Below are 18038 nucleotides of genomic sequence, written 5' to 3' on the forward strand. Positions count from 1 at the left end.
AAAAACCGGCATTCGGGTGGCCTTTTCGCATTACCTGATAGTGCGCTTGTGTGGGCAAAACAGCTTGCTATGTTGATCCCCGTGGGGCCGCACATCGGGGCATGACCGGCACGCCATGGTTTGTGGATCCTGTTTGTTCACGTGACTATCGAAGGGTGGACCTTGCTGTGACCGTGACCGAGTCGGACACTTCCGCCGAAGGTGTCCAGGGGCCGGAAAATCCGCAGCTGAGCCTGGGCCGGGCCGCCGCGCGCAACCTGGCGACCACGACCAAATCCGTCCCGCAGATGCAGGGCATTTCGTCCCGTTGGCTGCTGAAGATGCTCGATTGGGTTCAGGTCAATGGTGGCGCCTATCGAGTCAACCGGCGGCTCAATTACGCGGTCGGCGACGGACGGGTGACGTTCTCGAAGGCGGGCACCGAAGTGAGTGTGATCCCGGCGGAACTGGGGGAACTGAAACCGCTCAAGGGTTACGACGACGAAGAGGTACTCGCCGAACTCGCCCGCCGCTTCGAACAGCAGGAAGTGGCGGCAGGCGACGTACTCGTCGAATTCGGGCACCGGGCCGATCGGGTCTTCCTCATCGCACACGGCAAGATCACCAAGACCGGCCCCGGTCATTACGGTGACGAGACCGCGCTGGGCGTGGTCAAGGACGGCGACTACTTCGGCGCGCAGGCCCTCGTCGACGACGACGGGATCTGGGAGTTCACCGCCAAGGCGGCCACCGCCGGCACCGTGCTCACCCTGACCCGCCAGGCCTTCGAACACGTACTGGAACAGTCCGAGTCGCTCCAGGAGCAGATCGCGCAGGCGTCGCAGGACACCGGACGGTCCAACGATTTCGGCGAGGCCGAGATCGACATCTCCTCCGGTCACGACGGCGAGCCGCTGCTGCCGGGCACCTTCGTCGACTACGAGACCTCGCCGCGGGAATACGAACTGAGCGTCGCCCAGACCGTGCTGCGGATCCACAGTCGCGTGTCCGACCTCTACAACCAGCCGATGGACCAGACCGAGCAGCAGCTCCGCCTGACCATCGAAGCGCTGCGCGAGCGGCAAGAGCACGAAATGATCAACAACTCGGACTTCGGCCTGCTCCACAACGCCGACTTCACCCAGCGCATCGCGACGCGCACCGGCCCGCCCACCCCGGACGACTTCGACGACCTGCTCGCCTTGGTGTGGAAGGATCCCGGCTTCTTCCTCGCGCATCCGCGTACGATCGCCGCGTTCAGCCGCGAGTGCAGCAAACGCGGCATCTACCCGACCGGTACCGACCTCGGCGGGCACAAGGTGCCGTCCTGGCGCGGGGTCCCGATCCTGCCGTGCAACAAGATCCCGGTGAGCCAGACGAGCACGAGTTCCGTGTTGCTGATGCGCACCGGCGAGAAGAACCAGGGCGTGGTCGGCCTCCGCCAGATCGGCCTGCCCGACGAGTACGAGCCAGGCCTGAACGTCCGGTTCATGGGAATCTCTGAGCAGGCCATCATCTCCTACCTCGTCAGCACGTATTACTCCGCCGCCGTGCTCGTGCCGGACGCGCTGGCCGTGCTCGAAGCCGCTGAACTCGGTCGCGAAGGATGACCGCCACGATGCCGGAGGCCGACCGGCGGCTCAGTCTCGGCCCCGCCGCCGCGCGGAACCTGGCGACGACCACCAAGACGCGGCCACAGATGCAGAGCATCACGCCGCGCTGGCTGCTGAAGATGCTGCCCTGGGTTGAGGCGACCGGTGGCACCTACCGGGTCAACCGGCGCCTGACCTACGCCATCGGCGACGGCCGGGTGAGCTTCACCAACGTCGGCAGCGAGGTCCGGGTCGTCCCGCAGGAACTCGCGGAACTGGCGCTGCTGCGCGGTTTCGACGACGAGGACACGCTCACCGCGCTGGCCGACAGGTTCGTGCAGCACGAGTACCAGCCCGGCGAGACGATCGTCAGCCACGGGTCACCGCTCGACGAGGTCGTGCTGGTGGCCCATGGCAAGGTCGCCAAGGTGGCGCCGGGTGAGTACGGCGCCGAAGCCGCCATCGGCGGCATGGCCGACGGTGATCACTTCGGTGACGAGATGCTCGCCGGCATCGACCGGAACTGGCCGTTCACCGTCAAGGCCGTCACCCCGGTCATCGTGCTGACCCTGCGCTCGGAGGATTTCGCCGACCTCAACGGCCGGTCGGAGGCGATGCGCCGTCACGTGCAGGAAATGCTGTCGCACAAGGGAAAGCCGCAGAACGCCAAGGGCGAGGCCGAGATCGGGATGTCGTCCGGTCACGACGGCGAGCCGCTGCTGCCGGGCACGTTCGTCGATTACGAGATCTCGCCGCGCGAGTACGACCTGGCCGTGGCGCAGACGGCGCTTCGGGTGCACACGCGGGTGACCGATCTCTACAACGGGCCGATGGACCAGTTCGACGAGCAGCTCAGGCTGACCGTGGCCGCGTTGCGGGAGCGGCAGGAGTACGACCTGATCAACAACCGCGAGTTCGGCCTGCTGCACAACGCCGATCTCAAATCGCGGTTCCAGACCCGGTCGGGCCCGCCGACGCCCGACGACATGGACGAACTCGTCAGCCGTCGCCGCAAGACGAAGTTCTTCCTCGCCCATCCGCGCGCGATCGCGGCGTTCGGCAGGGAATGCACGCGCCGCAGCCTGTATCCGGAAGGGACCACGGTCGACGGCAAGGTGGTGTCCGCATGGCGCGGGGTCCCGATTCTGCCCTGCGACAAGATCCCGATCACCGAAAGCGGCACGTCCTCGATCCTCGCCATGCGGACCGGCGTGGAGGACAACGGCGTGGTCGGGCTGCACCAGACCGGCCTGCCCGACGAGTACGAACCCGGCTTGAACGTGCGCTTCGACGGCATCACCGACCAGGCCGTCGCCACCTACCTGGTCAGTACCTACTACTCCGCCGCCGTGCTCGTGCCCGACGCGCTCGGCGTGCTGGAAAACGTCGAGGTCGCGCGTTGACCCGTCGTCCCGCAACGACAACGAACACCAAGGCTCCAGAAAGGACCACGCACGTGACGATCGCCCGTACTCCCGCTCCCGCCAAGGTTCTGCGCACCGAATACCAGAAGTCGGTGGCGTCGTACTGGAACAAGGAGAAGGATCCGGTCAACCTGCGACTGGGCGATGTGGACGGGCTCTATCACCACCACTACGGGGTCGGCGAGGTCGACTGGTCGGTGCTGGAAGGCCCTGAAGAAACCCGCGACGAGCGGATCATCGCGGAAATGCACCGGCTGGAGACAGCGCAGGCGGACGTCCTGCTCGATCACCTCGGCGACGTGAAACCGGACGACTGGCTTCTCGACGCCGGCTGCGGCCGCGGCGGGTCCAGCATCATGGCCAACGCGCGGTTCGGCTGCCACGTCGACGGGATCTCGATCTCGGAGAAGCAGGTCGAGTTCGCCAACCACCAGGCGGACATCCGGGGCGTCAGCGACAAGGTGCGGTACCACTTCCGCAACATGCTCGACACGGGCTTCGAAACCGGCTTGCGCAAGGCGATCTGGAACAACGAAAGCACCATGTACGTGGACCTCCACGAGCTTTTCGCCGAGCACGCGCGGCAGCTGGAGTTCGGCGGCCGCTACGTCACCATCACCGGGTGCTACAACGACGTGACCGGAGGCCGGTCCAAGGCCGTCGCGCAGATCGATCAGCACTACACCTGCAACATCCATCCGCGTAGCCAGTACTTCAAGGCGATGACGGCGAACGACCTGGTGCCGATCTCGGTGGTGGACCTGACGGCGGACACGATCCCGTACTGGGAGCTGCGGGCGAAGTCGTCGGTGGCGACCGGGATCGAGGGGCCGTTCCTCGACGCCTATCGCGAAGGCAGCTTCCACTACCTGCTCATCGCCGCGGACCGCGTCTGATCCCGCGAGACCCCCATCGGAGTGAGTGATGACGGAACTGGGTGCGCTGGCCACGCTGCTGGCCGGGCCGCGCGGACTGGGCACGTCCGCCGCCCGGCTGGCGGCACGGCTGACCGCTGTTCCTCCGGCGGTGGAGGAAACTCCGCCGCCGGAGGCGCCCGCTCTCGACCCGGCGTACGCGTACCGGCCGTGGGGTGACGGGTCGGCGCCGCCGCTGTACTGCCCGGTAACCGAACGGATCAACGAACCGCTCGCGGTCGAGGTCGACCGGCGGCTGGCGCTGTGGGCGGGGGAGTGCGGGTTCGACGACGAGGAGTGTGAGCAGATCGGGAAGGCGGGCTTCGGCAGGCTGGTCATGCTCGCCCACCCGGACTGCGACGATCCCGACAAGCTGCTGATCTCCGCGCGGCTCAACGCCGCCTGGTGGGCGGCCGACGATCTCTACGCCGACGACACGTCGCTCGGGGCGGTGCCCGCGGAACTGCCGCCGAAACTCGCGCTGGGGATGGCCGCCATGGACCCGGTGCCGTCCTTGGGCGAGTTCAGCCGTGACCTCGACGAAACGCTGCGGAACGATCGGGTTCTGGTGGCGTTGAACTCCGGGACGGAGTTCTTGCGGCAGAACGGGACCGCCGCGCAGGTTCAGCGCGTCTGCTATTCGACCTTCGCGATGTTCGTGAGCTGGACCGCCTACGCGGCATGGCGCCACAGCGGGAAGTATCCGCCGGCGTGGGAGTACCTCGCGGCCCGGCAGCACGACAGCTTCTACACCTCGATGACGTTGATCGACGTCCTCGGCGGCTACGAACTGACGTCGAACCTCTACTACGACCCGCGTGTCCGGGAGGCCGCGATCCAAGCGGGCACGGCGGCCGTGCTCGTCAACGACGTGCACTCGGTCGCCAAGGATCTGGAAGACGAGTCGCCGCCCTGCAACGCGGTACTGCTGATCGCAGACGACCGGAAGTGCTCGATCGAAGAGGCCACGGCGATCACCGTCGAGCTGCACAACGACGTCGTCCGGGACTTCCAGGCGGCGCACGAGAAACTGAGCGCGGTGCCTTCCCTCGAACTGCACCGGTTCATGCGCGGGTTGCGGGGCTGGATGGGCGGTGGGTTCGAATGGCATTCGACGAGCCCGCGCTACCAGACGAAGCCCAGCAATTAGTCCTCTGAATGCGATTGTTCGCGAAGGGAGGCTAGACGACACCGGCCTCGATCAGCTGCTGCCAGATCACGCCTTGGTCCACGACCTCGACTTCGAGCTTCTCGGCCTTCGTGAGTTTGCTGGCCCCGACGTCGGCACCGGTGATCAGCAGGTCGGTGTTCGCCGAGACGGAAGACGCGATGGTCGCGCCCGCCCTTTCGCACAACCGCTGGAAGGTCGGGCGCGGCACCTTCTCGCCGGAGCGCGGGTCGCTGATCGATCCGGTCACGACGACCGTCTTGCCCTCCAGCGGCGCACCGGCCGCGACGACCGGCGGGAAGTCCTCTTCGCGCACGTCCAGGGAGACACCGACTTCCCGCAGCCGTTCGAGTTCGGGACGCAGCCGGGTGAGGTGCTCGATCAGGGACGCGGCGACCTTCGGGCCGATGTCCTCCACGGCGACGAGACCTTCTTCGCCTGCGTCGGCGACGTCCTCCAGCGAACCGAATCCCGCCCGGCACAGCCGCGCGGCGGTGCCCTCGGAGGCCATCGGGATCGCCAGGCCGATCAGCGCCCGGCGCAGGCCGACGCCGCGGCTCGCGTCGATCGACTCGATCATGCGCGTGGCTGAGACGTCGCCGATGCGGTCGAACTCCAGCAACGTTTCCTTGGTGAGCCGGTAGAAGTCCGACGGGTGCTCGAGAATCCCGGTCTCGGCGAGCCTTTCGATCCAGACCCCGCCGATCGCGTCGATGTCCGCCGCCGCACGCGAAGCCCAATGGATCAGCCGCCGGACGGTCTGGGCGGGACAGGCGACGTTGGTGCAGAACAGTTCTCGGCTGTTGCCCTGTTCGGTCAACGGTTCTTCGCACGACGGGCACACCGAGGGCGGCACGATCTCGCGCTCCTCGCCGGTGCGCTTCGCCGCGTCGAGGACGCCGGCCACGAACGGGATCACGTCACCGGCTCGGCGTACCAGCACGGTGTCGCCGATCTTGATGCCGCGGGCCTTGATGACCTCCTGATTGGCCAGCGTCGCACGGGTGACGGTGGTGCCGCCGACGAACACCGGCTCCAGCCACGCGACGGGAGCGATCTTGCCGGTCTTGCCGACATCCCAGACCACGTCGGCGAGCACGGTGGTCTTCTCCTCGGCGGCGAACTTGAACGCCAGGGCGCCGCGCGGTGAGCTGGACCGTGTTCCGGCGGCGGCGTAGGCGTCGCGATCCGCCAGGCGCAGCACGGCGCCGTCGAGGTCGTAATCGAGGTCGTTGCGCTGCTGCTCGATGGTGGTGATGACGGCCTGGGCCGCTTCGGCGTCGTGACAGTGACGCATGTCGGCGGCGGCGAACCCGAGCGTCCGCAGCGCGCCGTCGAGATCGGTGTCCGCGCTGTCGGGCTCGGTGGAGAGATCGAAGGCGAAGAACTGGAGACGCCGCTCGGCGACCGTGGCCGGATCCTTGGCGCGCAGGGTCCCCGCGGCGGCGTTGCGCGGGTTGATCAGCGGCTTGTCCGGGTGGACCTTGTTGTACGCGGCGAAGGTGGACCGGAGCATGACGGCCTCGCCGCGGACCTCGACCCGGCCGGGCGCGTCGACCTTGTCCGGGACGCCGTCGGTCAGCGCCCGCACCAGCATGGTCACGTCGTCGCCGGTGGTCCCGTCGCCGCGGGTGACCGCCCTGGCGAGCCGCCCGTTCTCGTAGACCAGGGCCAGCGACAGGCCGTCCAGCTTCGGCATGACGACCACCGGCTGCCCGGGGAAGCGGGTGAAGAAGGCCTCGACCTGCTCGGGTTTGGTCGCCTTCTCCAGCGACAGCATCGGGCGCGAGTGCCGGATGGGGGCGTGCAGGACGGCGGGAGCGCCGACCTGGTCGAGCGGGTTCGGATCCGGGGTCAGCTCGGGGTTGGCCTCGATGAGCCCACGCAACTCGTCCTCGATCGCGTCGTAGTCGGCATCGGCCACTTTCGGCGAGCCCCGGTAGTAGGCGTCGCGAAGGACGACGATCTGATCGGCGAGTTCTTGGATGCGGTCCCGAGCGTTCACGGGGCAGAGATTACCCGTGACCACCGACAGAACCGTGTCCGAAGAGGACTCGTGTCACGGGTTGACGGCGAGCACGAGGAACGAGGCCAGCAGGACCAGATGCACGCCGCCCTGCAGCCGGGTCGCGCGGCCGGGAACGACGGTCAGCACGCTGACCGCGATCGTCAGCGCGAGCAGCACGATGTGGGTCGCGCCGAGCCCGAGCAGCAGCGGGCCGTCCAGCCAGATCGACGCCAGCGCGATGGTCGGGATGGTGAGCCCGATGCTCGCGATCGCCGAACCGTAGGCGAGGTTGAGGCTGGTCTGCATCCGGTCGCGCCGCGCGGCCCGCGTCGCGGCCAGGGTTTCCGGCAGCAGCACCAGCATCGCGATCACGACGCCGACGAACGACTGCGGGAAGCCCGCCGCGCTGACCCCCGCTTCGATCGCGGGCGATTCGACCTTGGCCAGGCCGACCACGGCGACCAACGCCACCAGCAGCAGCCCGAGGCTGGTGAGCGCGGCCTTGTTGCTCGGCGGTTCGGCGTGGTCGTCCTCCTTGACCGAGCCCTCGCTGTCGACAGGCAGGAAGAAGTCGCGATGGCGGACGGTCTGTGTGAGCACGAAAAGGCCGTACAGCAGCAGCGAGGCGACGGCGGCGAAGGTGAGCTGTGTGCCGTTGAAGGCCGGGCCGGGGGTGCTGGTGGTGAAGGTCGGCAGCACGAGGGTGACGGTGGCGAGCGTCGCCACGGTGGCGAGTGCGCCGCCGCTGCCTTCCGAGTTGAAATGCGTTTCGCCGTAGCGGCGCGCGCCGACCATGAGCGAAATACCCGCGATGCCGTTCATGGTGATCATCACCGCGGCGAACACCGTGTCCCGGGCCAGCGTCCCGGCTTCGGGGCCGCCGGAGGACATCATCGTGACGATCAGCGCGACCTCGATGACCGTGACCGCGATCGCCAGTACGAGCGAGCCGAAGGGTTCCCCGACACGATGGGCGACGACTTCGGCGTGGTGCACCGCGGCGAGCACGGTCCCGGCGAGGGCGATGGCGACGACGGCGACCGGGATGGGGCCCAGGTCACGGCCCCAGCTCAGCACGAGGACGACGATGGCGAGCACCGGCATGACGGTGGTCCAGGACACGGGGAATCGTCTGCGCGAAGCTGCCATGACGTCACCTTCGCACACCCTGCGTGACCTTGCCCCTCCACGAGGGGCGCGGGGTGACGAAGTTCTTAGCGGGCGCCGACGCCGTTCAGGAAGGTGCCGACGAGCAGGTCGGCGGCGCGCGGAGCGTCCATGTCCTCGTGCGAGGCGAGATGGAGGAGCTGGATCAGGAGACGGCTCGCCCAGCCGTCCGGAAGGTCCGCGCGGAGGAAGCCCTCGTCCGTCGCACGCCGGAGGAAGGCGTCCACTTCGGTGGTGAGCCGGCTCCGGCGGTCCTGGATGGACGGTTCGGTGCGCATCCGGGTGAGCTCGACCGGCCAGGCGCGGTTGACCTCGATGATCCCTTCGACGTAACGGTGCAGCGCCACGGGGACCGCGGTCTCGGTGAGCCGGGCGGCCCGGACGACCTCTTCGACCGCTGTCAGCCGGGAGTCGTAAATGGCCGCCAAGAGGTCTTCGCGGGAGTCGAAGCGTCGATAGACGGTGCGCCTGTCGACACCCGCTTCGGCGGCGATCGCGCTGATGCTCGCCGACGGGTCGCGCGCCAGCATCCGCGCGCCCGTGGTCAGGACGGCTTCGAGATTGCGCGCCGCGTCAGCTCTCATGACCGGGAATGTATCACGTCACTGTGTCGTTAACCGTCATAAGTGCTACGTTGATGTGACAGTTAGAGAGGCGGAACGATGATCATGAACGACAGGCTCTTCATCGGAGGCGAATGGACGACGCCGAGCGATCCGGCACCACTGGACATCGTGTCCCCGCACGACCAGTCGGTTCTGGGCCGCGTCGTCCAGGCTCTCCCCGCGGACATCGACCGCGCCGTCGCCGCGGCCAGGACCGCCTTCGACGAAGGGCCGTGGCCGCGGACCTCGCCGGAGGAGCGGATCGCGGTGCTCCGGCGCCTGAACGCGCTGAGGGAGGCCCGTGCGGACGAGGTCGCCGAGGTGATCTCGGCCGAGAACGGCTCGTCCCTCTGGTTCACCCGGGCCGGGCAACCCGGGGTGGGACGGCAGGCCGTCTCGTATCTGAAGGCGGCCGAGGAATTCGGCTGGGAGGAGACGCTCACGCCCTCGGATCCGAGCGCGCCGTTCCGGTCGATCGTGCGCCGCGAACCGATCGGCGTGGTCGCCGCGATCATCCCGTGGAACTCGCCGTTCTCGGCGTCGATGGCCAAGATCGTCCCGGCACTGCTCGCGGGGAACACGGTCGTCCTCAAGGTCTCGCCGGAGAACTCGCTCAGCATGAGCCTGCTCGCGGACATGCTGGCGGAGGCCGGTTTGCCGTCCGGGGTGATCAGCGTGCTGCCCGCGGACCGGGAGACCAGCGAGTACCTGGTGAAGCACCCCGGCGTCGACAAGATCGCGTTCACCGGCTCGACCGCCGCCGGCCGCCGGATCGCCTCGCTGGCGGGGGAGCAGCTGAAGCGGGTCAGCCTCGAACTGGGCGGCAAATCCGCGGCCGTGATCCTGCCCGACGCCGTGCTGACCGACGTCATCGCCGGCCTGAAGTTCGGCTCCCTGCTCAACAACGGCGAGGCGTGCATCGCGCAGACGCGGATCCTGGCGCCGAGGAGCCGGTACGACGAGGTCGTCGCCGGACTCAAGGACATGATGGAGTCCCTCGTCGTCGGGGATCCGGCCGACGAGAAGACCTTCATCGGCCCGATGGTGCGGCCCGGCCAGCAGCAGCGCGTGCGTGACTACATCGAACTCGGGATCGCCGAAGGCGCGCGTCTGGTCACCGGAGGTTCCGAGATCCCGGCCGGTCTGGACAAGGGCAACTACGTCACCCCGACGTTGTTCGCCGACGTCGACAGCACGATGCGCATCGCCCAGGAGGAGATCTTCGGTCCGGTGCTGGTCGTCATGCCTTACGACGACGAGGACGACGCCGTCCGCATCGCCAACGACTCGGAGTACGGGCTCTCCGGCGGCGTCTGGTCGGCCGACGAGGAACACGCGCTCACCGTCGCGCGGCGGATGCGCACCGGGACCGTCACCGTGAACGGGGCGCCGATCGGTTTCGACGGTCCCTTCGGCGGGTTCAAGGCCAGTGGAATCGGTCGCGAATACGGCGCGGCGGGCCTCGCTCAGTACGTGGAGCTGAAGACCGTCACCGTGCCGGCGCGGTGACGGTCGCGAGCCGTCACGACGGGCGGGCGCCGGGGATGCTGATCGTGATCCGCTGGTCCTCGGCCACGATGCGCTGAAGCCGGAACCGGCAGAGGGCGTGGAACATCTCGCCCAGCGCCTCGGGGTCGATGCGGCCTTCGAGGTCGCGCCTGCTCGCGTTGAGTACCCGGCTGATCACGGCGGCGGGCACCCGGCCGCCGAACTCACCCATCAGCCAAACACCGATCTCGCCGATCTCCTCGGTGATCGTGCGCTGCGCGGTCATCATCCTTACCCCTCTGAGTCGGAGTCCCGCCGGGCTTGCCCCGGTGAAATCGCGACGCGCGAGGGAAATCCCCATGACGGGAAACCCGCGAGATTGCTCTGCTCGGCCTAACCGCCCTCGGTTGCACGGAACCGTGCAGCGGGCGGAGTCGATCTCCGGGGAAACCCTGATGCGATCGATTCACCCGTGTGTCAGCCTCGAAATCGACCATTGTGGACAGTCAGGGAGGAGGGCGCACGCGTAGTGGCCCCACCAAGGGATGAAGAAACCGAGCAGTGGATTGCGGAGCTGACGGCGCTCAGTGACCTTTACCGGTCGGCGGAGACCGAGGGGTCGGCGGAGGCGGTGTCACACGCGGGGTGGCACACCGGGGCCCGGCTCTGGCCAGGCAGCGCGCACGGGCGGCTGCTGGCCTACAACGATTCGGGCGTCGAGGCGGAGTGCATCTTCCGTGAGGGAGAGAAGACGCTGTTCAACATCATGAGCACCGGGTACGGCAACGACACCACCGAGCGCGGGTTCGCGGTGTGGAGTGCGCGGCCGGGCGCGCTGGGCGCGATCGACCCCGGGGTGACCCGGCTGGAGGTGGCAGACGCGGAGGGCGTCGTCGTCCGGGCCGAAATCGTGGCCCACACCTTCGCCGTGGACGTGGACCTGGGGCCGGCACCTCAGACGATCGACGAGGTGTTCGCCCCCTGGGAGCCACCGGACCTGACGGTCCGGGTGTACGGCGAGAGCGACGCGTTGCGCTACGAAGGTCCGCTGCTGACCAGGTGACCGTGAAGGCCCCCTTCACCGCGTCGGACGCGGTGAAGGGGGCCTTCGGGTACTTACGAGATCAGCCGTTCGGAGTCGTGATCACCGCGAACTTGGATCCTTGACTGGCGATCCGTTCGCTGAGATCGGTGGTGATCGTCTCGATCGGCGCGTAGTTGTTCAGTTCGCCGGCCTGGCAGGGGCCCGACCGCGACTGCTGGTTGCCGATCAGGATGCCCAGGGCCGCGTGATCGGCCTGGCTGAACAACGGTCCGCCGCTGTCGCCCGGACGGGCGCACAGGTCGGTGTTGATGCCGACGTCCGTGGACAGGACCCGGCCGCAGCGGGTGCCGACGAGGTAACCCGCACCCGCGCCACTGTCGACCGAGTCCGGGTAGTTCACCGCGCTCGACGCCGTCCCGGAAGCACAGACGACATACCCGGCCTTGATGTCGGCGAGCTTGCGGGCGCCGGTGATGTACTCGTCGACCGAGGTGGCCTGCTGACCGCACGGGGTGTCGCCGTTGCTGTCCATGCCACCGTTGCGGCAGTACTTCAGCACCCGGTTGCGGCCGGTCTGGCCTTCGAGCCACTTCGTCGACGCCGCGTCGTTGACGTACGGCAGCGCCGCGTAGTCGTACGGGTAGGAACTCTTCTCGATGCCATGCTGCTGCAGCACGTCGTTGCCGTTGTGCTGGGTCGGCGTGTTGTTGGTCTTGGTCCGCATGCAGTGTCCCGCGGTCAGGACCCAGCCCTTGCCGGGGAAACCGCCGCCCGTGGAGCGCAGGTTGAAGGCGCTGGTGCAGCCGCCCCAAGTGCCGTCGTCCCGCTTCATGTCCAGCCGGAGGCCGCCGCGCATCGGGCCGTAGTTCGTGCAGTAGAGCGGATGACAGAAACCCAGGTCCACGTTCGGCGTGGACAGCGCGTTCGGGTTCTTCAGCACGCGGGAGACGACGATGCCGGGTTCCGCCGCCGCGGCTTCCCGGGCGGTGTTCACCTCGGCGGTCACGACGTCGCCTGCGGCGCGAACAGCCGCCTTCTCCTGTGCCACCCAGTCGCGTTCCCACAGCACGACGCGGTTCTCGGACTCACTCACTGCGGGCAGGTAGACCGCTTCCCGTCCCGCGCCGACCTTGGCCGCGACGCGTTCCTTCGCCGCCGTGAGCTGCCGCAACGAATGCTGGACCTGGTGCGTGCGAACGCCGGAACGGTCCGGCATCGCCCGCAGATACGGCTCGGCCGCGGCCGGCCTGGTCATGGCCACGACCAACTGGCCCTTGTCCTGGTCGAGCCACATGCCGCCGTACTCGGCGCCACGATCGCGGCGCAGCAGCTCGTCCAGCTTGTCGCCGTCGGTCTGCAACTCCAGACGGCGTAACGCTTCCTGCTCGTTCACCCGGTAGTTCTCGACCAGGTAGCGCACCGACTCCTGCACCGAAGCGGGGTCGAGCGAGGTGTGGAACGACTGTACGGTGTCGGCCGACGCCGAGCCGCTCAGTGCCGCTGTCGCCGCCAGCACCGAAACGGCAAGGGCCCCCAGTCTTCTAGCTCTCCGCACAAGATCTCCTCACATGTCGGGGACTTCGCGATCATTTAACCGGAGGACGCCGAGCAGGTGTGGGGAGTTTTCGATCCGGCCTGGGCCCCGTGCCGGCCGAGCGGCGGGCACGGGGCGAAGTCCGGGCTACAGGCTCGGCTCCCGCCGCTGCTTTCCTCGGCGGGCCTTGACGATCCAGGCGCCGAAGAGAGTCAGCAGGCCGACGCAGGTCCCGGCCGACACACCGACTTCCGGTGTGCTGATCTTGACGACGCCGACGACGATCCCGCCGCCGATCGTCAGCAGCAGGCACATCCGCAGGGTCGGGGCCCAGCCGGCCAGCACCGTCATCGCCAGGCAAAGCCAGCTGTCGCGGGTCTGCACTTTGCGATGGCGCCCCGGGGTCCTCAGAAGCGGCCGCGCCGAGCGGATCATCTCCGCGGAACTGGCGACCCGGCGAGGTGGCTCCTCGACGTGCTCGATGACGACTTTGACCCGTCGTGGAGGGCTGCTGTCTGGTGTCTTCGCATTATCAGGCTGTATGGTCACGGCGTCCTGTCCTTGTTCTAGCGAGCGGGCGAATGGACATCCGCGTGGCCTCCTGTTACCGCAGGGGGCCACGCGCGCGTTACCGGTTCTTGACCCGGTGCGGCTGAGAACATCTTGGCGAAAGCAGACTGTGACCGTTCAGTAGTACTGCGTGTGTCGCGCTGAACGGTATGCCTGCGTCGCTCAACGGTCTGGGTGATCCCGAGAACTACTAAAAGTAGTCATTGGCGCCGAACGGACCAATGCCGCCAGGCGGCTCCGATAGGCCGGCTGCTTGCTTCCCCCGTGTCGATCGAGGTCAGCGCGAGAGTCACTGTCGCCCTGATCTCCGCAGGTAGATGACCAAGTCGTGCATGCCGTGCTCGTTGTCTTCGCGGTATGAAAAATGCTGATCGCAACCGCCGGATACGGTCAGCTTTCGCCAAAACCGAGCATCGACGCTCACGGTGAGTTCACTCGATCAGGCGGCCGGATGCCCGTTGTCGCCCCGCTCGGCTCACGAACAGCGAGTGACTGCGCCGATCGGGCGGTCACACTCCGGACATGTCGTCGCGGGTCACGCGTCGGCCGTGCGCGTCGCGTGAAGACTGCTCAGCAACGCGAGTGCGTGAGCGCTCGGTGTGGCGGGTTCGGCGTGGTAGATGATCAGTTGCTGTCCAGGGGCACCGCGCACGTCGAACGCCTGATACGTGAGGGTGAGCGGGCCGACGTCGGGATGCACGAGGTGTTTGGGATCGCGGGTCTTGCCGCGCACCTGATGGGTCTCCCACAGTTCACGGAATCGCGCACTGCCCGCACTGAGTTCCGCCACCAAGGCACGCAGCCCGGATTCGTGCGAAGCGAGGCTCGCCGCGACCCGCAGGTTCGCCACGGTCGCCTGTGCCGTCCAGTCCCAGCGTGCGAAGAATCGTTGTCCCGCCGGGTCGAGGAAAGTCATGCGCGCGAGGTTGTCTGCCACCTGAAACGGTGAGAACAGCGCGTCGGCGAGGGCGTTGGTGGCCAGTATGTCCAGGACGGGATCGAGCACGAAGGCGGGAGTGTGCGGGTAGCCGTCCATGAGCAGGCGCAACTCGGGGCTCACTGTCCGGGACGTCGGCGCGGGTGCGTCATCCGCTGTCGCCCTGGCCAGCCGGTACAGATGCTCGCGTGCGTCGGGGTCGAGATCCAAGGCACGGCAGAGCGCGTCGAGCACTTGCGGCGAAGGCCGGGTTTCGCGGCCCTGCTCCAGGCGGGTGTAGTAGTCGGCGTTCACCCCGGCGAGGACGGCGACTTCTTCACGGCGCAGCCCGGGTACCTTGCGGCGCCCGGAATAGAGGACGCCCGCGTCTTCGGGGGTCCGCCCCGCGCGGCGTGCGCGCAGAAACGCTCCCAGCTCACCGTTGCCCATGACGCCAGCGTAGGTCGCCACCCGCCGGGTTGGCTGGGTGTGGCACACCCAGCCACCGCTCGTCCTCCCATCGGCTCCCGTGGTCGCCGACGCTGATCGGTATGACAAGCGATATCGACTTGGTCGGCATGCGGGGCACCGCCGACCGTGAGCTGGCGGGCAAGGTCGCGTTGATCACGGGCGCAACCGGCGGCATCGGACGAGCCACCGCGGAACTGTTCGCCCGCGAAGGCGCCAGTGTCGTCGTCACCGACATCGCCGATGGTGCGATGGAGGAGCTGGCCTCCCGGCTGGAGGCGTTCGGCGCCGAAGTACTGGCTGCCCGCTTGGACGTCTCCTCTGCTGAGAACTGGAGCGAGGTCGTCGAGCTGACCCGGCACCGGTTCGGCAGGCTCGACATCCTGGTCAACCTCGCCGGCGTCGTGGACTGGCCCGGTATCGAGGACACCACCCAGGACGCCTGGGAACGGGTGATCGCGGTCAACCAGACCGGTACCTGGCTCGGGATGAAGACCGCCATGCCCCTGCTGCGCGCTTCCGGCAAGGCCTCGATCATCAACACCTCCTCGGTGCTCGGCCTGGTCGGCAGCGGGGCGGCGGCCGCCTACCAGGCGTCCAAGGGTGCGGTGCGGCTGCTGACCAAGACCGCGGCTGTCGAGTACGCGACCCGCGGCGTCCGGGTCAATTCGGTGCATCCCGGCGTCATCGCCACCCCGATGATCCAGGATCTGCTCGACGAACAGGGCGACGAGCAACCCGACATCGTGCGCACTCCCATGCGTCGCGCGGGTGTCCCCGCCGAGGTCGCCTCGGCGATGCTCTTCCTGGCAGGCGATGGGTCCTCGTTCGTCACCGGAACGGAGCTCGTCGTCGACGGCGGCCTCACCGCCTACTGAGGTCGACTCAACTAAGCAGGAGGAGCGCGTAATAGGCCAGGAAGTGCTCGACCATGTACGCGCCGCCGGAGGTCTGCGCGAGTGAGGCGTCGGTGTGTGCGCGTGCGGTTTCGCCCATGGCGGGGATCCGGACGTCGTCGTCGGGGAGCGCCTGCGCGAGACGGCGCCAGCACCAGGCGCGATGCAGATTGAGGCCGTGCAGGTGGGCGATCTGCCCGTCGGAGGAATCGGTCACGGTCGCCGGGGTGAACAGCGTCGCGGGTTCACGGTCGGCGATGCCTGGCAGGAATCCGTGCAGCCAGCCGGCGAACTCGCTCGCGGAAAGCAGCCGGGTCATGAGTTCGGCTTCGGCGAGCGCGGGGGACAGGAAATCGGCGCCGGAGGGTTCCCAGGCGCCGGGGTAGTCGCGGTCGGAACCGAACCAGCGCCAGGCGGTCTCGGTGATGACCTGCCGCAACCGAGGGTCGCCCTGCTCGGCGAGGTAGCCCGCGTACGGCAGGGCGCGAGAAAGCCCGAACGCGCCGTTTTCGTGGATGCCGTACCGGATCGGATAGGTGGCTCGCGGCAGCCAGTCGAGGTATCGGGTCACGAACACCGAGCTCAGCTCTCGGAGGCCGGACGACCAGCGTGCGGCGTCCGGGTCGTCCCAGGTGGCGGTCTCGAAGGTGAGTTCCAGCAACGCGGACCAGCCATAGGGGCGCTGGGTGGTGCGGTGTTCGTCGGGAGTGAAGAAGGCGACCTCGCCCGCGAGCGCGTCGGCGGTCAGATGTTCGTCGAGGACGCGGCGGATTTCTTCGGCGGGAACGAGTTCGGAGTGATGGCGAAGCAGGCGTACGAGTACCCAGAACATCTCCACACACGAATGCCAGTCGAAACTGCCGTAAAAGCACGGATGCGACAGTTTCGGGGCAGGGATGGGCACGCCTTCGTGATGCCAGTGGCTCTCGTGGTGCGGATACTCGCGCACGACGTTGGTCAACGCCGTTCTGGCCAGTGTGCCCGCGTTCGTTTTCAGAAGCCGGGTCCGTTCGGCGTTCCCTGCGGCCATTGGCGTACCCCTCGGGTGGTCGTGAGTGGTAAGGATGGTTCTAACGGACTTGTATTTACCTATCCACTGGTGTGACTGGCGGTCGAGTGTGGAGGATTGGGGACGTTGAACGTCCTGAATACTCCACGCTCGGCCTTGGTGATGAGGGATTCGGGACAGCGAGCGACCTGAATCCTTCGACGGGGCCCTGCTTCGTCTGTGGCGCGTGGAGCTTGTGCTGGATGCCGGTGTGGTCGACGGGGGAGGATTCCGGCCGGTGAGCGTCCGGAATCTTCCCCCGTCACCTCGTCTGCCACCGGTCGCGACCGGCACGACCTTGATCAACGGAGGATCGGGGACGTTGAGTGTCCCGGATCCTCCGTTGATCAAGATCCGAGACCGGGCGACCCATGCGACGGTGAAGGAATTGGGACATCCAACGTCCCAATTCCTTCACCGTCGAGCCCGGCAGCCGCTGAACCGCCACCCTCGGCAGGTCAGGCGTAGGTAGGTAAATACCGGTCCGCTCTAACCAGCCTCGCCACTCACGAGACGATCTACGATGAAGGTGTGGACCAACGACCGATCACCACCGCGCAGGTCAACTTCCGTCGGGTCGCCGAAGAGCTCGAAAGCCTGGGGACCCAAGATCGTTTCACCTACATCTTCCGATCCCGATTGTGGGAATCCTCCTCGGTTTCCGGTCCCGGATCCGAGTCCGCACAGACCCGGGAACTCCGCGAGCGGCTGCCGGTTCTCCTCGAACGTTTCGGCGTGCGCACCCTGCTCGATCTGCCGTGCGGGGACTTCGGCTGGCTCAGCGAGGTGGAGCTCGACCTGGACCGCTACATCGGCGCCGACATCGTCACCGAGCTGGTCGAGTCGAACGCCGCCCGATTCCGCGACGATCCGGTGCGGGAGTTCCGGGGCCTCGACCTGACCGGCGATCCGCTGCCGACCGCCGATCTGGTGCTGTGCCGGGATTGCCTGGTGCACTTGAGTTTCGCCGACATCGAGCGGGCGTTGCGCAATCTTCGGCGCAGCGGCTCCCGGTACCTGCTGACCACGACTTTCACCGAACTGGGCACCAACACCGACATCGTGACGGGGGACTGGAGGCCGTTGAACCTGTGCCGGGAGCCGTTCGGGTTCCCGGAGCCGCTGGCCGTGCTGGTCGAGGGCTGCACCGAAGAGGGCGGGGCCTACGCCGACAAGTCCTTGGGGTTGTGGGAGATCGCGACGATCGTGGATTGAG

Annotated in this window: 16 protein-coding genes; 8 read left to right on the forward strand and 8 right to left on the reverse strand. The window is 67.6% G+C overall.

From position 1 onward, the window contains the following. Positions 1–167: 167 nt before the first annotated feature. Genes IE302_RS03750 through IE302_RS03765 form a run of 4 tightly spaced genes read left to right on the forward strand, consistent with a single transcriptional unit; the run spans position 168 to position 5059 of the window. Positions 168–1589, forward strand: coding sequence for a family 2B encapsulin nanocompartment shell protein (locus IE302_RS03750; RefSeq protein WP_191251713.1), 1422 nt, complete (start codon positions 168–170; stop codon positions 1587–1589). After that, complete coding sequence (locus IE302_RS03755; protein WP_191251715.1) at positions 1586–2974, forward strand: family 2B encapsulin nanocompartment shell protein; 1389 nt, start codon at positions 1586–1588, stop codon at positions 2972–2974. The genes IE302_RS03750 and IE302_RS03755 overlap by 4 nt, the downstream gene beginning before the upstream one ends. A 53-nt stretch (positions 2975–3027) precedes the next feature. Further along, positions 3028–3891, forward strand: a complete 864-nt coding sequence (locus IE302_RS03760) for a geranyl diphosphate 2-C-methyltransferase (protein WP_191251717.1) — start codon at positions 3028–3030, stop codon at positions 3889–3891. 28 nt (positions 3892–3919) lie between these two features. Next, positions 3920–5059, forward strand: coding sequence for a family 2 encapsulin nanocompartment cargo protein terpene cyclase (locus IE302_RS03765; RefSeq protein WP_191251719.1), 1140 nt, complete (start codon positions 3920–3922; stop codon positions 5057–5059). A gap of 31 nt (positions 5060–5090) precedes the next feature. Here IE302_RS03765 and ligA read toward each other — a convergent pair whose 3' ends face one another. The 3 genes from ligA to IE302_RS03780 all read right to left on the reverse strand — a co-directional run bounded on the left by ligA (position 5091) and on the right by IE302_RS03780 (position 8836). Further along, entirely contained in the window at positions 5091–7082 is a 1992-nt protein-coding gene (gene ligA, locus IE302_RS03770) for an NAD-dependent DNA ligase LigA (RefSeq protein WP_191251721.1), read from the reverse strand. A gap of 54 nt (positions 7083–7136) precedes the next feature. Next, positions 7137–8234, reverse strand: a complete 1098-nt coding sequence (locus tag IE302_RS03775; protein ID WP_191251723.1) for a calcium:cation antiporter — start codon at positions 8232–8234, stop codon at positions 7137–7139. Between the two features lie 65 nt (positions 8235–8299). After that, the gene (locus IE302_RS03780) at positions 8300–8836 is read right to left on the reverse strand and encodes a TetR/AcrR family transcriptional regulator (RefSeq protein ID WP_191251725.1); all 537 of its coding nucleotides are present in this window, start codon (positions 8834–8836) and stop codon (positions 8300–8302) included. Between the two features lie 78 nt (positions 8837–8914). Between IE302_RS03780 and IE302_RS03785 the strand changes: the two genes are divergently transcribed. Beyond that, positions 8915–10366, forward strand: a complete 1452-nt coding sequence (locus IE302_RS03785; RefSeq protein WP_191251727.1) for an aldehyde dehydrogenase — start codon at positions 8915–8917, stop codon at positions 10364–10366. Between the two features lie 13 nt (positions 10367–10379). Here the strand turns inward: IE302_RS03785 and IE302_RS03790 are convergent, their stop codons facing one another. After that, complete coding sequence (locus IE302_RS03790; protein ID WP_229907572.1) at positions 10380–10634, reverse strand: hypothetical protein; 255 nt, start codon at positions 10632–10634, stop codon at positions 10380–10382. Between the two features lie 342 nt (positions 10635–10976). On the opposite strand from IE302_RS03790, the gene IE302_RS03795 reads away from it, so the two are divergent. Then, positions 10977–11408, forward strand: coding sequence for a hypothetical protein (locus tag IE302_RS03795; protein ID WP_229907573.1), 432 nt, complete (start codon positions 10977–10979; stop codon positions 11406–11408). 61 nt (positions 11409–11469) lie between these two features. On the opposite strand, the gene IE302_RS03800 is transcribed toward IE302_RS03795, so the two are convergent. The 3 genes from IE302_RS03800 to IE302_RS03810 form a co-directional block, all read right to left on the reverse strand. Then, positions 11470–12945, reverse strand: coding sequence for a trypsin-like serine protease (locus tag IE302_RS03800; protein ID WP_229907574.1), 1476 nt, complete (start codon positions 12943–12945; stop codon positions 11470–11472). Between the two features lie 126 nt (positions 12946–13071). Beyond that, positions 13072–13308 (reverse strand): hypothetical protein, encoded by a 237-nt coding sequence (locus tag IE302_RS03805; protein ID WP_229907575.1) that lies wholly within the window; start codon positions 13306–13308, stop codon positions 13072–13074. A gap of 721 nt (positions 13309–14029) precedes the next feature. Further along, positions 14030–14860, reverse strand: coding sequence for a helix-turn-helix transcriptional regulator (locus tag IE302_RS03810; RefSeq protein WP_191251731.1), 831 nt, complete (start codon positions 14858–14860; stop codon positions 14030–14032). Positions 14861–14961: 101 nt separating this feature from the next. On the opposite strand from IE302_RS03810, the gene IE302_RS03815 reads away from it, so the two are divergent. Beyond that, positions 14962–15756, forward strand: a complete 795-nt coding sequence (locus IE302_RS03815) for an SDR family NAD(P)-dependent oxidoreductase (protein ID WP_229907576.1) — start codon at positions 14962–14964, stop codon at positions 15754–15756. A gap of 7 nt (positions 15757–15763) precedes the next feature. Here the strand turns inward: IE302_RS03815 and IE302_RS03820 are convergent, their stop codons facing one another. Then, positions 15764–16804, reverse strand: a complete 1041-nt coding sequence (locus IE302_RS03820; protein ID WP_191251732.1) for a DUF2891 domain-containing protein — start codon at positions 16802–16804, stop codon at positions 15764–15766. A 549-nt stretch (positions 16805–17353) separates the two neighbouring features. Between IE302_RS03820 and IE302_RS03825 the strand changes: the two genes are divergently transcribed. Further along, a complete protein-coding gene (locus IE302_RS03825; RefSeq protein WP_191251734.1) occupies positions 17354–18037 on the forward strand; it encodes a class I SAM-dependent methyltransferase in 684 nt (227 codons plus the stop codon). The last annotated feature ends 1 nt before the right edge of the window (position 18038 follow it).

This window comes from Amycolatopsis oliviviridis, from assembly GCF_014654365.1.
Taxonomy (GTDB): domain Bacteria; phylum Actinomycetota; class Actinomycetes; order Mycobacteriales; family Pseudonocardiaceae; genus Amycolatopsis; species Amycolatopsis oliviviridis.

Bases quoted from the DNA above. Each gene is read 5' to 3' on its own strand.
- IE302_RS03810 (WP_191251731.1), bottom strand. From the start codon at position 14,860: ATGGGCAACGGTGAGCTGGGAGCGTTTCTGCGCGCACGCCGCGCGGGG.
- IE302_RS03820 (WP_191251732.1), bottom strand. From the start codon at position 16,804: ATGGCCGCAGGGAACGCCGAACGGACCCGGCTTCTGAAAACGAACGCG.
- IE302_RS03755 (WP_191251715.1), top strand. From the start codon at position 1,586: ATGACCGCCACGATGCCGGAGGCCGACCGGCGGCTCAGTCTCGGCCCC.
- IE302_RS03815 (WP_229907576.1), top strand. From the start codon at position 14,962: ATGACAAGCGATATCGACTTGGTCGGCATGCGGGGCACCGCCGACCGT.
- IE302_RS03780 (WP_191251725.1), bottom strand. From the start codon at position 8,836: ATGAGAGCTGACGCGGCGCGCAATCTCGAAGCCGTCCTGACCACGGGC.
- IE302_RS03765 (WP_191251719.1), top strand. From the start codon at position 3,920: ATGACGGAACTGGGTGCGCTGGCCACGCTGCTGGCCGGGCCGCGCGGA.
- IE302_RS03785 (WP_191251727.1), top strand. From the start codon at position 8,915: ATGATCATGAACGACAGGCTCTTCATCGGAGGCGAATGGACGACGCCG.
- IE302_RS03775 (WP_191251723.1), bottom strand. From the start codon at position 8,234: ATGGCAGCTTCGCGCAGACGATTCCCCGTGTCCTGGACCACCGTCATG.
- IE302_RS03790 (WP_229907572.1), bottom strand. From the start codon at position 10,634: ATGATGACCGCGCAGCGCACGATCACCGAGGAGATCGGCGAGATCGGT.